12 protein-coding genes are annotated in these 14,419 nt (G+C 39.7%); 9 read left to right on the top strand and 3 right to left on the bottom strand.

The window, feature by feature from the left end:
* Positions 1–100 precede the first annotated feature (100 nt).
* Both Q0954_RS29300 and Q0954_RS29295 read right to left on the bottom strand, forming a co-directional pair.
* The gene (locus Q0954_RS29300; RefSeq protein ID WP_299463892.1) at positions 101–1,447 is read right to left on the bottom strand and encodes an SPOR domain-containing protein; all 1,347 of its coding nucleotides are present in this window, start codon (positions 1,445–1,447) and stop codon (positions 101–103) included.
* A complete protein-coding gene (locus tag Q0954_RS29295; protein ID WP_299463889.1) occupies positions 1,437–3,152 on the bottom strand; it encodes a hypothetical protein in 1,716 nt (571 codons plus the stop codon). The genes Q0954_RS29300 and Q0954_RS29295 overlap by 11 nt, the downstream gene beginning before the upstream one ends.
* Before the next feature lie 638 nt (positions 3,153–3,790).
* Here Q0954_RS29295 and mnmE point away from each other — a divergent pair.
* The 3 genes from mnmE to Q0954_RS29280 all read left to right on the top strand — a co-directional run bounded on the left by mnmE (position 3,791) and on the right by Q0954_RS29280 (position 7,124).
* A complete protein-coding gene (gene mnmE / locus Q0954_RS29290) occupies positions 3,791–5,182 on the top strand; it encodes a tRNA uridine-5-carboxymethylaminomethyl(34) synthesis GTPase MnmE (RefSeq protein WP_299463886.1) in 1,392 nt (463 codons plus the stop codon).
* Between the two features lie 232 nt (positions 5,183–5,414).
* Positions 5,415–6,308 carry a hypothetical protein gene (locus tag Q0954_RS29285; protein WP_299463883.1) on the top strand — a complete coding sequence of 298 codons (894 nt, stop codon included), beginning with the start codon at positions 5,415–5,417 and terminating at the stop codon, positions 6,306–6,308.
* A gap of 294 nt (positions 6,309–6,602) precedes the next feature.
* Positions 6,603–7,124, top strand: a complete 522-nt coding sequence (locus Q0954_RS29280; protein WP_299463880.1) for a transposase — start codon at positions 6,603–6,605, stop codon at positions 7,122–7,124.
* Positions 7,125–7,358: 234 nt separating this feature from the next.
* Here the strand turns inward: Q0954_RS29280 and Q0954_RS29275 are convergent, their stop codons facing one another.
* Positions 7,359–7,997, bottom strand: coding sequence for a helix-turn-helix transcriptional regulator (locus tag Q0954_RS29275; RefSeq protein WP_299463877.1), 639 nt, complete (start codon positions 7,995–7,997; stop codon positions 7,359–7,361).
* Positions 7,998–8,127: 130 nt separating this feature from the next.
* On the opposite strand from Q0954_RS29275, the gene Q0954_RS29270 reads away from it, so the two are divergent.
* The 6 genes from Q0954_RS29270 to Q0954_RS29245 all read left to right on the top strand — a co-directional run bounded on the left by Q0954_RS29270 (position 8,128) and on the right by Q0954_RS29245 (position 14,122).
* Entirely contained in the window at positions 8,128–8,607 is a 480-nt protein-coding gene (locus Q0954_RS29270; protein WP_299463874.1) for a KilA-N domain-containing protein, read from the top strand.
* Between the two features lie 15 nt (positions 8,608–8,622).
* Positions 8,623–9,117 carry a hypothetical protein gene (locus Q0954_RS29265; protein ID WP_299463871.1) on the top strand — a complete coding sequence of 165 codons (495 nt, stop codon included), beginning with the start codon at positions 8,623–8,625 and terminating at the stop codon, positions 9,115–9,117.
* Positions 9,104–9,589, top strand: a complete 486-nt coding sequence (locus tag Q0954_RS29260; protein WP_299463868.1) for a hypothetical protein — start codon at positions 9,104–9,106, stop codon at positions 9,587–9,589. The genes Q0954_RS29265 and Q0954_RS29260 overlap by 14 nt, the downstream gene beginning before the upstream one ends.
* 234 nt (positions 9,590–9,823) lie before the next feature.
* Positions 9,824–13,051 carry a DNA methyltransferase gene (locus Q0954_RS29255; RefSeq protein WP_299463865.1) on the top strand — a complete coding sequence of 1,076 codons (3,228 nt, stop codon included), beginning with the start codon at positions 9,824–9,826 and terminating at the stop codon, positions 13,049–13,051.
* Between the two features lie 549 nt (positions 13,052–13,600).
* Positions 13,601–13,948: a transposase gene (locus Q0954_RS29250; RefSeq protein ID WP_299463862.1), complete on the top strand. Its 348-nt coding sequence runs from the start codon at positions 13,601–13,603 to the stop codon at positions 13,946–13,948.
* Complete coding sequence (locus Q0954_RS29245) at positions 13,949–14,122, top strand: hypothetical protein (RefSeq protein ID WP_299463859.1); 174 nt, start codon at positions 13,949–13,951, stop codon at positions 14,120–14,122.
* The last annotated feature ends 297 nt before the right edge of the window (positions 14,123–14,419 follow it).

Genomic DNA, 14,419 nt, shown 5'->3' with positions numbered 1-14,419 from the left:
ATGCCGCGTTTTTTGACCTCGCCTGACCAAAAAATATTTCCTTAAACTATAGAACTTTATTTTTGCATCGTTCCTTATGGCTAATAGCTCGAGGCTCAATTTAATACTTCGTTACCCAGATTTTGCTACCAAAAGTGCCCGTATAACCATTGCGCTTGCTTTCGGCTTCTGCCTCTGAACTGTAAGCGCCCAGCACTACCCGGTGTAATGCACTGCTCCCGGTAGGTGCCATAATTTTAGCCGGGTAGTTGCGGCTCTTGAGATTATTATACAATGAGTAAGCATTGGTTTTGTTGCCAAAACCACCCAGTACTATATAATACTGCGACGTAGGCGAATTGAGCATTGCCGTACTAAGATCGGCAGGTGTTTGGGGGCGATAAGCAAAACTACTAATAATACCACTGCTGGCATTGTTAGTAGCAGGAGGCCTGTAAGCAGGAGGAGTATTATTACCTGTGCTGGCGCTGCCCGTGCTGGTATTCCCAATAGCAGTAGTTTTGGGCGTTTCCTTTTTGGTCTCAGTTTTAGTATCTTCTTTTTTGTTCGATTCTTTTTTGTCCGAAGAAGTAGAACCCTGATCATTTTTGTTAGTATCGGCCAGGTTTACCTCGGTAGACGTGGTCACGTTAGTATCTCCAGTTTTGTTATTGGCAGCAGCTATTTTACTGCTATCGTTTTTTTCGTCTTTCTTAGCACTTTCTCCACTACCAAACATCGCTGGAATATACATAATACCCGCTGTCACCAACACCCCGGCAAGCAATATCACCACTACCGGCATAAGCCACCTACGCTTGATAGGTTCGTCATCGTCGTCATCATCAAAATCGTCGTCATCGTCATCATCATCCCGGTAAGTGTTTTCGGGCTTGTGGTCGCCCGATGCCACAAAACCTGCCGGATTATTCTCTGTTTGACCAGTTATTTCTGGGTTGCCCACTGGTTGGGGCGTTACAGGTTCGTCGTCTACATCTAACTGATCAAAAAAACTTAAATCATCTTGTTTCTCTACTGGCTTGTAAAACAGTTTGGGTAAACCGAAACTTCCCCCTTCGAAGTTGACATTTTCATCAGCGCTAAACTCTATCTCCCCCATCGGATTTTTTGAAAAAGTACCAAAAGCGGGCAGTTCATATTTTTGATCAGATGCCAATGCGATTTTAAGCTCAGTAACTACTTGTTTCAGGTAGCTTTGCACCTCTTCTTCGGGTAGGCCTTCTTGTTGACATATAAAACCCGTCAACACTCCGTCATCATCGCGGTAGTCTGTATTAAAACTCACCGTTTTGTTTGGGGGCGACATACTACTGGTGGTGGCAGTAGGCTGTATAGAAGCACCCTTAAACTCTGCCACAAACTGTCCGAGTTCGGGTACTATGATAGTCTCGTGGTCAAGCAACCATTCATAAATGTATTTTTGTATAGGGTATTTTTCAGAATCCATACATTAGTCCAATTAAAAAGTTGAAACCCTGCCGTGGGTAATATAAATATCTTTGGTAGTTTTTTGCAAAAATGTTGTTCAATGCTACAAAAGCCGATAAGTTGGGTAAGCCATCACTGCCTTTTTCCCAAAAAACATAATCAACCTTTAGGTTCATATCGGCAATAAAACCCAGTGAAGTAACCTCATTGGTAACAAAGTTTTTTGCTTGAATGCCCCCCAACCCATAAAAGTTAAGGTTAAGACGCCACTTGGGAGTAGGTAGCCAAACTCCGGCTAATTCGGTCTGAAACAAAGGACGATGCCAAGGGGCTTCCATAGCGTCAGGCAATTGATAATTGTGCACTACTCCATTGATGTAAAACTTGTACGCAGCGTTGGGTTCATAGCCCAATTGTGCCTCTAGTTTTAAGCGATTGATGTTGTCGGTCTGGTACGTCAGGTCAAATCTTGCCGTATCGGTCGCACTATTAACAAAGAAATATAAATTTTGGAACTGTTCATAGCCCACCTGTAATTTATAAAATATTTTTTGGTAAAGGGTACCATTCACCCCCAACAATGCTTCAAATCGTTGGTTGGTATGCGCCAGATTTACATTGGCGTTTACAAAAGGGTTTTGGGTGGTAAAAGAGTTGAGCGAAGTACGTTGAATATCACCCTTAAAGCTGGCATTGAGCAACAGGTTGGGCAACAACGCGTATTCGGCAAGCACATGAGGGTAAAAATGCAGGTTGTTTTGTTGCCCAAGGGTATCGTTTTCAAACACCATATTTACTCCTCCTTCCAGGTGCCAGTTGCCCTTGCTGTAGCCATAAAAGGGTTTGAGCTGGTACACAAAACGCGACACTTGTTCGGCATCGGTGCGTTGCCCCAAATGAATATTGGTATGTACATTTACAGTACTGTGACTGTCTAAGCGATACAACAACTTGCCAAACAGGTCGCCCAGGGTTTCGTTGGCAGCAAAGGCGTCTTTGAGGTAGTTTACCTTTACCCCCCAATCGTACTGGAAACGGTTTTTGACATCGGTGCTCACTTGCCTAAAAGTAAGCCCAAAACGCTGAAAAAGCTGTCGAACGGTGTCTTTTTCTACTGACTGTCCCAGGTCATAACCATAAAAGTGGTATTGACTCAGCTGATAATTGGCCTTGAGCCCCATAGCAAAGGTATTGGCAAAATAACGGGCTTGTACTTGCACATCATTTTGGGCAGTAGCCGACAGATCGTCACGCACTGCACCGTTGCGCGACTGATGGTGCCGTAATGAGATGCCATACAATGCATTGGAGTTGGGACGGTAACTGACAGCCCCCTCAGCATAAGAAGTGGCAAAGTTTCCGCCTCCGGCTTTGATGTACCCCTCTAGCATACGACTGCTCAAAGTAGATGCTTGATTGTCTTCGGCAAATACCCCCGCTGGCTTTACAAGGGGCAAATGCCTCTTGGCAGAAAAAGCAGGGTTCAGAAAATCGTGAAAATTAATGTACTGTTGGGTTGAATCTTTTCTGGTGGGGGGTGGCAAATTTATTTTATCGTGGTGTTTGTTGGCCTTGGGCAATACAATTTTACGGTTCTTTACTACCTCTATTTCCCGGTCTAGGTTGCCTTGTGCCCATAAAGTTGGACTCAGCACAAGCAACAACAATAGCAAGTGAATAGTTTTATTGGGTATCCTGATATTTTGGTGCAGATATGTGTTCATTTTACAAATCACTTTCAGTTAAAACAACTTCTGTTTTGTGTTGTATAGCCTTCAAAAAGTTAAATATAAAAATTTTTGCTTAATGATAAATGTTTGCCCACTAATTATTAATGAGTTAGCTTACATTACCTATATTGCAGGTTAATTACAAATTACAAATGAGAGAATTACAAATTACAAATTACGAATTACAAATTACAAATGAGAGAATTACGAATGGAATGGGTCAATTGCGAATGAAGGCGAAGCCACTATGGTCTACAGACTATTAACTACGCTTTTTGTAAGCAACTGAAAATCAACGTAATATAAAAAGTGTAGATACTTGTGGAACAGGGTATACCTAGAACCTTGCACCTAGTCCCTAGAACCTTGTCAGGGCTATTAACTCCGGACTAATATACGAATGAAGGCGAAGCCACTATGGTCTACAGACTACTAACTCCGGACTAATTGACGAATGAAGGCGAAGCCACTATGGTCTACAGACTACTAACTCCGGACTAATATACGAATGAAGGCGAAGCCACTATGGTCTACAGACTACTAACTCTGGACTAATTGCTTAAAGCACCGATATGCGTCGGTACCTAAGGACTTGAGACTGTAGAAACTACCGACTATTGACTATAAAAAAAATGAACCCAGAACAGTTTACTCAAAAAGAAGATACAATAGTGGCACTATCGACCCCCAGTGGGGCAGGTGCTATAGGCGTGATCAGGGTGTCGGGTAAAGACACCTTTGCGATATGTGATCAAGTGTTTTATGGCAAAACCCTGAGCGAACAAGCCTCACACACCGTGCATTTTGGCACCATTCGCAACGACCAAGGGCAGATTATAGACGAAGTGGTGGCGGCATTGTTCAAAGCGCCCCGTTCGTTTACCAAAGAAGATGTGATAGAGATTTCGTGCCACGGCTCGCAATACATCATCCAGCAAGTGATACAGTTGCTTATTGGCAAAGGGGCGCGCCTCGCCAAGGCGGGCGAATTTACCCAGCGTGCCTACCTCAACGGGCGCATGGACTTGGCTCAAGCCGAAGCAATTGCCGATTTGATTGCCTCAGACTCTAAAGCTGCCCACCAAGTGGCAATGAAACAAATGCGCGGGGGATTCTCAAAAAAGATAGAACAACTGCGCGAAGAGTTTACCAAGTTGGCGGCTTTGCTAGAGCTAGAGTTAGATTTTTCGGAAGAAGATGTAGAGTTTGCCAACCGCGACGAAATGCAACGCCAACTCAACCACCTCAAGGCAGCCGTGACCGACATGGCGCAGTCGTTTGCCTTGGGCAATGCCATCAAAAACGGGGTGCCTGTAGCTATAGTGGGCAAACCCAATGCGGGCAAGTCTACCTTGCTCAATGCCTTGTTGCAAGAAGAAAAAGCTATAGTATCGGCAATACCGGGCACCACCCGCGACTCTATAGAAGACGAAGTGGTGTTAGAGGGCATCCGATTTAGGTTTATAGATACGGCAGGGCTGCGCGAAACTGCCGACGAGGTAGAGAGCATAGGCATAGCGCGGGCTTTCGCCAAAATGAAGGAGTCGCAAATATTGCTGTATATGTTTGATGCTGTTGCCGAAAAACGCGAAGACTGGCAAACCCAAGTGAGCCAACTGCAAGCCGATCACCCCGACACTAAAGTAATAGTGGTGGCAAACAAAATAGACGAATACGCCCGCTTCGACTTGGCGTTGCCCGATGGTGTCATAGGCTGTGGCATATCGGCTAAAGAGCACCAAGGCATCGACCGCCTCCAACAACTACTCATTGAGGCAGTGCAAGCCCACCAGCTCTCCAACCAAGACCAAGTAATTGTGACCAACTTGCGCCACTACGAGGCACTGCAAGACACGCTCAAAGCCCTCGCCCAAGTGCAACAAACTCTAGACCTGGGGCTCTCTACCGAAATGGTGGCAAGCGACATCCGCACCGCCATTTATCATTTGGGCGAAATCACGGGACAAATCTCTAATAATGACTTGTTGGAGTTTATTTTTAGTAAATTCTGCATCGGCAAATAGCACTTGAAAATCAAAGCATTAGGAAGCTCCACTCTTTTTGGGTGGGGCTTTTTTTGTGGAGGAAATTTTAACCTTGCAGGGGTGTAAAGAGTTGATTAAAAATGGGTATATTGTTGTTTTTAAAAACCTATGTCTTATTTATTGGATCATTTATTTTTATTCAAAACTCTAGATAATTTACCTCAAACCAGTGCTTTTAATAAGTGCAGGTAGTTAACCTAAAATCACTTCAATGAAAATCTTTAAACAAGTAACTGCAAATAATATTGAACTATCACCATATCCATTCAAAAAAGAGTTGGCTATGGAAGCATACTTAATTGAGAATGAAAACATCTTGGCTTTAGATGATGAAAACTTCACAGAAGTTACTGTACTTGATGAAGAAATCGCCTTGAAAGAAGGCGGAAGAAATAGAGACGGACGCATAGATATTTTATCATCTTATGGGGCAGAATATTTGAGTATTGTGGAACTTAAATTACACGAAATTAATGACGAAACATTAACACAATTAGAAGGTTATTTAAAACAAAAAGATCAGATTTTAGAGCTTGGAAAATATTGGGAGGAAAATAAAACTGCTCCAAAGTGGATTGGGGTGGTTGTTGGAACATCTATAAGTACAAAACTGCAAGAAAAACTTGCTAACGGATATCAATATAATGATATTCCAATTGCAGGAATCGTACTGAACAGATACAAGAGCCCAGAAGGAAATATATTTGTAATTTCAGACACTTATTTTTCTTATAAATACTCAGAAAAAGATTACTCTAAATTTGTGTTCAATAACACAACTTTTAACAAAGGCAGGTTAGTAAATGAAGTAATCAGGGAATTTGTTAATTTGCATCCAGACACAAAGTTCGCAGAATTGAAAAAAGCATTTCCAAATCATATTCAAGGAAACTTTGGGGTTTTTGACAAACTGTCAAGAGCAGAAGAAATCTACAATAACTCGCAGCGTAAAAGATATTATATCAAACCATCTGAAACAATAAATTTAATAGATGGAGAGGTCATAGCCACTTGTAACCAATGGAATCCTTATAACATGGAAGCTTTTATTGAAAATGCCAGAAAATTGAATTTTACAATTGAATTAAGCCCATTAACAAAGTAAGCATTTACTATTTACTACGCGGTTGCTTGTGGAGACACAAGCAATGGCGAGAGAGCCGTTAAGCTCACCTATTTTTAGGGATTCGATCAGCGTGTAGAGACACCCACTGAGGCGGTGGCAGTATTTTTTACGCCGTTGCTTGTGTCGTAGAAATTGCTTGTGAGGACACAAGCAATGGCGAGAAAATTGAATTTTACAATTGAATTAAGCCCATTAACAAAGTAAGCATTTACTACTACGCCGTTGCTTGTGTCTCCACAAGCAACCAAAACCAACCTCCCAATCACTATAAACATGGAACTCAATCAGATTTACTTCTATACCGCTACTATATTGAACTGGAAAAGGTTACTCAAAAAAGATGAGTATAAAAACATCATTATTAATAGCTTGCAGTACTTGTCTGCCAAAAACAAAATCGCGGTGTATGGTTTTGTCATCATGCCTAATCACATTCACTTGATTTGGGAAATGCTGGAAAAAAATGGCAAAGAAATGCCTCACGCCAGCTTTATGAAATATACCAGTCACCAATTTTTAGAACATTCACGCACCTATTACCCGCAAATCCTTCCATATTTCCAAACATCAGATCAGGCGCGAAATCACCGTTTTTGGCAACGCAATAGCTTACCTGTTTGGTTGTATACCCCTGCCGTACTGGAGCAAAAGCTGGACTATATTCATGATAATCCAGTGGTGGAAAAATGGTCTTTAGCGAATGAACCTGCCCAGTACTATTATTCTTCTGCCCAGTTTTATGAGACTGGCATAGATGACTTTGGGTTTTTAAAGCATTATGGAGACAGTATGTAGAAATTGCTTGTGAGGACACAAGCAATGGCGGGGATGATTTTGGTTTTTTAAAGCACTATGGAGACAGTATGTAGAAATTGCTTGTGAGGACACAAGCAATGGCGGGGTAATAGTATTATTCAGTCTCTAGGTTTTTGGCGATTTAACCTGTACACTCATCTACGCCGTCGCTTGTGTCCCCACAAGAGACCATACCGTTCTAGGGATCTTGTGTCTACAAGCAACCACCTGGAACTAACCAACCCCACCAAAAGCCGCCCTAAAGAACCCCGTTAAATTGAAAAAATTGATTGTCCATAATGAATGGTTTTGCTGAATGTTGGCAAAAGCCGCGTCTTTGTATTGGTTGGCTTCTTTTTGTTGTTCAGCATTAAACAGGTGTTCTCCGTTTTGCTCAAAACGGGCAAAATAAGCAGCTTCTTTACTGATAGGTTTTTGCCAAGTAGCAAGGGTAAATATTTCACTGCCTACCTCACAATAACACCTTACAAAAGCTTGATGCTCTTTTTGCTTTGGGTTGAGTACTTCACCTATGGCATACTTTACTACTGGCTTTTGTAGCAATGTATCAATGTTGAGAATAAACTTTAGGGCATTGTCTACAAAATACAGGTTTTGCGTTTTGCATTGAAGCAAGGCAATTTCCAGTTTTGACAAATCAGGGTTTGTTTGTTCATCTTCACCAAAAAGAATGTCTTTAAGGCTTACCCCTAAAGCCGTGGCAATTTGTTTTAGTTGCTCAATAGACAGTTTTTCCCCTCGCTTCTCCCACTTATTATACTGAGGTGGTTCTATTCCCATTTTGTCAGCCACTTCATATTGTTTGAGGTGCTGCTTTTCTCTAATGTCTTTTATCCTTTTTGGTATGTCCATACGCAAAACTTCAATTTATTTCCATACCGAGCAATAAATTATATTTTTAGTTATTTTATACCTTGTTTTGATAAATTAATTTCCTTTTATTGCAATATATTAATCAATTAGTTAATTTTTAACTATACAAATGAATAAACAATTGCAAAAGACCTACTTAGGAAAAGAGATAGTGTTTACTTCTGATGGTTGGATCAATGCTACGCAAACAATAAAAGCCTTGAAAGCTAAAAGGTTGGATGGTTTTATGAAGTCAAAGTATTTCAAAGATTATGTACAAGCCTTTTGTAAATATCATCAATTGGGCTACGAAGATGTAGTAAAAGCGGTTAAAGGTAACTTTTCAAAAAGTGATCCCACAAAACGTGGTATCACTCAAGGTACCTACTTTCACCCTGATTTAGCGGTATTGTTTGCCCGATGGATAAACCCTGAATTTGCTGTTTGGTGCGATGATATTATAAAACAAATATTGGCAGGTTCTATTGAAATACGTTACAAAGACCTTCAGCAAGATTTTGACAAGCTAGAAGAAAAAAACGAAAAGCTTTTTGAAGAGTTGAGACTTTACCAACGCCCTGAAGAAAATAACGACACTCCCGAACTTTAAACCCCCTTAAAACTTATGACAACGACAAAGAACAACTCAAGCGCTGTACAACAACTTGCCGAAACCTTTGGTAGTATGGATGAACTACTGGAGTTATTTGATAACATCTTGGCTCGTATTACTTCAGCTTATGCGGGTAGTGCCCAAGAAAATTATAATTTGGTGGGTGACTACGATTTTATCCACCAACTAAAGCAAGCCCTCAAAACTGATTTAAAAAACGCGGGTTTGCAATATGCTCAAGTACCCTATTATGGCGATGTGCCCCCAATTGCCACCCCTCCCAAAATAGACAACATAACACAAGCTATACAAATAGCCGAAGCTAAAGGCATACAAGACTTTAGGGCAGTAAAACTCAAAGATGAATATGCATTGCTTACCAATTGGACACAAAGCGAGGTAACCGCTTATCAAGCTTCTATGGGTACGCTTTGGGGTAGTTTTTCGGATGAAGGGGTTTTTATGATTCGTTTTTTAAACTTGATGCAAAACGATGTTACCCAATAAAACCGCTATACAACAGCTTGCCGCTCATCATTTTACCAGTCTTGAGGCTTTTATCAATTACTTAGACGAACTACTGGCGCGGCTTGCTTGGGCTTATACGGGCGTGTATCAGCGTGAAATACATCAAGTACAAGACTATGACCTTATCAAAAAGCTGAAACAAGCCATTGCCCAAGATTTGCAAGGGGTATGTTTACAATTTTGCCCCCCTCCGTTTTTACCTCCTTATCCCCACGAACTGGCAATACCACCTTGTTTGCAACGACCTGCCATTGATAGTGTAGCAAAGGCTACTCGTTTAGCAAAAGCTAGAGGGTTGAGCAACTTTGAAGTAAAAAAGGACAAAGACAACGAAGCCTATTTGATCATTTACATGAGCCTAAAAACGCTGGATAAATGTTTGATGCCGCTTTGGGGGGTATACTGTGAAGAAAAACAAGCCCTGATTGTGCATCATTTGCACTTGATGTAAAAAACTATTGCCCTGGACAAATGCACTGAAAGCACGGCAAATTGCAGTTTCTTTTTGCTGTTTGATGGCAATAAATTGTACCCCTTGTAATGATAGCATTATGAGGGGTTTTGTTTTGTAGTATAGAGTAAATAAACCCTGACAAAATTTGACAAATAATTTAAAATCGTTAAAAAACTATTATCATTGTACAATCAATTCACCAATGGTTTACTGGTAAACAGTTTTTTGCCCATGTCTTTATTCCAAAAATCAGTACTCAACAAATACCTAAAAGCTCAAGATCAAGACAAGATCAAAGCAGCTTATCAAAAATTTACAGATTATTTTCATAACCCCGCCCGACAAGAAAACATACGCAACGCCAAAGAAGAACAATTTCAGGAAGGTTTTTTAAGAGAGTTGTTTGTAAAGGTATTGGGCTATACGCTCAACCCCGAACCAGACTACAACCTGACCACGGAATTTAAAAACGAAAGGGGAGCAAAAAAAGCGGATGGTGCTATACTCAAAGGGGGTAAGGCTATTGCGGTAATAGAACTAAAAGGTACTGATACTCAAGATTTGGACAAAGTAAATGATCAAGCCTTTGGTTATAAAAACAATCAATCTAATTGTTTATATGTGGTTACCTCTAACTTTGAGAAACTACGTTTTTTTATCCACAATGCCGTTGAACACCTAGAGTTTAATTTGTTCACCCTGTCTTATGATGATTTTGCCATACTTTGGTTGTGCCTACACCTGGATAATGTACTGGCAGATATACCCCTCAAAACCAAAGAAGATAGTATACAGGTAGAAGAGAACATTACCAAACAACTCTATAAAGACTATTCCACATTTAAACATGAGCTTTGGCAAAACATCTGCAAAAACAGCCCTGATATAGACCCACTACTTTTGTTTAAGAAAAGTCAAAAGCTTTTAGATAGATTCCTGTTTATATTCTTTGCTGAAGATAGCGGCTTATTGCCTCCAAACTCTATAAATAAAATTATAGACAAATGGACAAAAGACGATGAATGGGGCAGTGATTTGTCGTTATACGATATTTATAAGCAATACTTTGGTTTTATTAATAAGGGTAGACCCGCTAAAGGTAGCCGTGAAGAAATATTTGCTTACAATGGAGGTTTGTTTTTGCCCGACGAAATATTGGATAACCTAAGTATTGACAATGAACTACTGGCAAAACATACGGCTAAACTATCAGCTTATGACTTTCAAAGTGAGGTAGATGTAAACATATTGGGTCATATCTTTGAAAACTCCCTCAATGAAATAGAAAATGTAACGGCTCAACTACAAGGGCTTGAAGTAGACAAGAGTAAAACCAAACGCAAAAAAGACGGGGTTTTTTATACACCCAAATACATTACTAAATACATAGTAGATAACACCGTAGGGGCTTTGTGTACAGCAAAGAAAGCTGAATTAGGGGTAATAGATGAAGCGTATGCCAAAAGTAGGAAAGGACGTAAGAAAGCCACCATTAAAAAATTAGATACTGCACTCAAACAGTATAGAGATTGGTTGCTCAATATTACCATCTGCGACCCTGCTTGTGGTAGTGGTGCTTTCTTAAATCAAGCCCTTGAATATCTAATTGACGAACACGCCTACATTGACGAACTCAATGCACAATTGTTTGGCTCTAGCATTATATTTCAAGATGTGAGCAACCACGTACTAGAAAACAATATCTTTGGAGTAGACATAAACGAAGAAAGTGTAGAAATAGCCAAGCTTTCTTTATGGTTGCGTACCGCTCAAAAAGGCAGAAAACTAACCAGTTTAAACAATAATATCAAGTGTGGTAACTCCCTAATAGATGACCCCACTGTAGCAGGAGAAAAGGCGTTTAACTGGCAAAATGAGTTTCCAACAGTCTTTGAAAATGGTGGCTTTGATGTGGTGGTGGGTAACCCGCCTTATGTTAGGGTTCAAACCATAAAAGACAGCATTGCATCGGAAAGTATATATTTGGAAAGAGTGTTTAAATCAGCCACTAGAAGATACGATTTATTTGTTTTATTTATGGAAAACTCCTATAAACTAGTGCAAGAAAGTGGAGTTGTGCAATTTATTTTACCTCATAAATTTTTAGTTGCAGATTTTGGTTATGGAATAAGACAATTCCTAAAGGAAAATTACTTTATAGGAAAATTAATACATTTTGGTCACGAAATTGTATTTGAATCAGCATCAACATACACCTGCATTGTTGAATTAAGAAAAAATAGCACGGAATTACTTTTCACAAGCATCAACCCCAAAAACCTGCTTGATGGGATAGAATTTTCAGGTATAGACTTTGGGCAATTAAATGATGAAAAGTGGGAGCTAAATGATGCCTATACAACCAAGTTACTCAACAAGTTAAAAAAACAGCCTAATTCGCTAGAAAAAATACTAGATGGAATTTCACAAGGCATTAAAAATACTTCTGATAAGATATTTATGCTTAGGGGTAAATTTAATGGTGATTATTTTTATGGTTATTCTGAAGAGTTGCAGCAAGAAGTAGAAATAGAAGCTGAAATTATGTTGCCAGTTGCTAAGGGCAAAGATATTAAAAGGTTTGAACCTCTTGGAATTAATTATCATGTTGTTTATCCACATTACTTTAATGGGGTAAAAACAATTGCCTATGAAGAAGAGGAACTTCAAAGTAAATACCCAAAAGCATATAATTATTTAAGTTTGTTTAAGGACTTCTTGATAGAAAAAAAGATTAGGTTTAAAACGAACCCCATTTATTGGTATTCTTTGCATAGGTCAAGAGAGCTTCAAATATTTCAAAGTGCTAAAATTGTGTCTGCTACAATTCAAAATTATCCACATTTTACTATAGATTTTTCAATGGCTCTTACTGATGCAGGAGGGTATTCACTAATTATAAAAAACAATCTTAGCCTAAAACAAGAGTCTCTTTTGGGAATCCTAAATTCAAAATTGCTATGGTTTTTTATAAAAAGTACAAGTTCAGTTTATAGAGGTGGCTATTATGCGTTTAATACTTCATTTTTAAACCCCTTCCCCATTCCTGATATAAGATACATTGGTTCTTCAAAACTAGACGAATACACCACTCATAACATCAAAACAACAAGCAATTTACTAAATGCCAAACATCAGTTAATTAAACTAGTAAAAAACTCATTTGGAGTTGATCAAGTAAGCAAAAAACTCCAATCTTGGTACGAACTAGATTTTAAAGCTTTTCTCTCAGAGTTAGAAAAAGCCCGTAAGAAGGTAGCCAAAGACAACGGGCAAGACTATAAAAAGCTCTCATTAAGCGACCAATCTGAATGGATGGAATATTTCAACGAACAAAAGGAAAAAGCTCAAGCCCTACAAGCCGAAATCAACCAAACCGATGCAGCGATAGACGCCCTGGTATATGAGCTATACGGGCTTACTGATGAAGAGATAAAAATAGTGGAGGCAGGAGTATAGAGTTATTAGGTAAGAGGTTTGTTTGTACAGCAAACCTTTTTTTTTTGACAAAAAGTATACATTATTTATACATATCTCCCATAACTCTTTGACTATCAATGTAAGTTACTTTTTGCATCGGAAAATAGTGCCTGAAAATCAAGGCATTAGGAAGCTCCGCTCTTTTTGGGTGGGGCTTTTTTTGTGGAGGAAATTTTAACCTTGCAGAAGTCTTAGGTGTAACCCAAAACTCGGTAAATTGTTGTTTTTAACCTTTATGCCGTTGCTTGTGTCTTCACAAGCAACCGAGCTCACTAGGGATTCGATCAGCGTGTAGAGACACCCGCTGAGGCGGTGGCAGTATTTTTCACGCTGTTACTTGTGTCGCTACAAACAACCTCTACCCTCCATATTGAATTAGCGTAGAAATTGCTTGTAAGGACACAAGCAATGGCGAGAAAATTGAATTTTACAATTGAATTAAGCCCATTAACAAAGTAAGCATTTACTACTACGCCGTTGCTGGTGTCTCCACAAGCAACCAAAACCAACCTCCCAATCACTATAAACATGGAACTCAATCAGATTTACTTCTATACCGCTACTATATTGAACTGGAAAAGGTTACTCAAAAAAGATGAGTATAAAAATATCGTGATCAATAGTTTACAATACTTGTCTGCCAAACACAAAATCGCGGTGTATGGTTTTGTCATCATGCCCAATCACATTCACTTGATTTGGGAAATGCTGGAAAAAAATGGCAAAGAAATGCCTCACGCCAGTTTTATGAAATACACTGCTCACCAATTTTTAGAACATTCACGCACTTATTACCCGCAAATCCTTCCATATTTTCAAACATCAGATCAGGCGCGAAATCACCGTTTTTGGCAACGCAATAGCTTACCTGTTTAGTTGTATACCCCTGCCGTACTGGAGCAAAAGCTGGACTATATTCATGATAATCCAGTGGTGGAAAAATGGTCTTTAGCGAATGAACCTGCCCAGTACTATTATTCTTCTGCCCAGTTTTATGAGACTGGCATAAATGACTTTGGGTTTTTAAAGCATTATGGAGACAGTATGTAGAAATTGCTTGTGGGGACACAAGCAACGGCGGGGATGACTTTGGGTTTTTAAAGCTATGTAGAAATTGCTTGTGAGGACACAAGCAATGGCGGGGATGACTTTGGGTTTTTAAAGCACTAGAAATTGCTTGTGGGGACACAAGCAATGGCGGGGATGACTTTGGTTTTTTAAAGCACTATGGAGACAGTATGTAGAAATTGCTTGTGGGGACACAAGCAACGGCGGGGATGACTTTGGGTTTTTAAAGCATTATGGAGACAGTATGTAGAAATTGCTTGTGAAGACACAAGCAATGGC

This window comes from uncultured Microscilla sp. (assembly GCF_947493425.1).
Lineage (GTDB): Bacteria > Bacteroidota > Bacteroidia > Cytophagales > Microscillaceae > Microscilla.
This window is presented reverse-complemented; position numbering and strand designations above follow the sequence as displayed.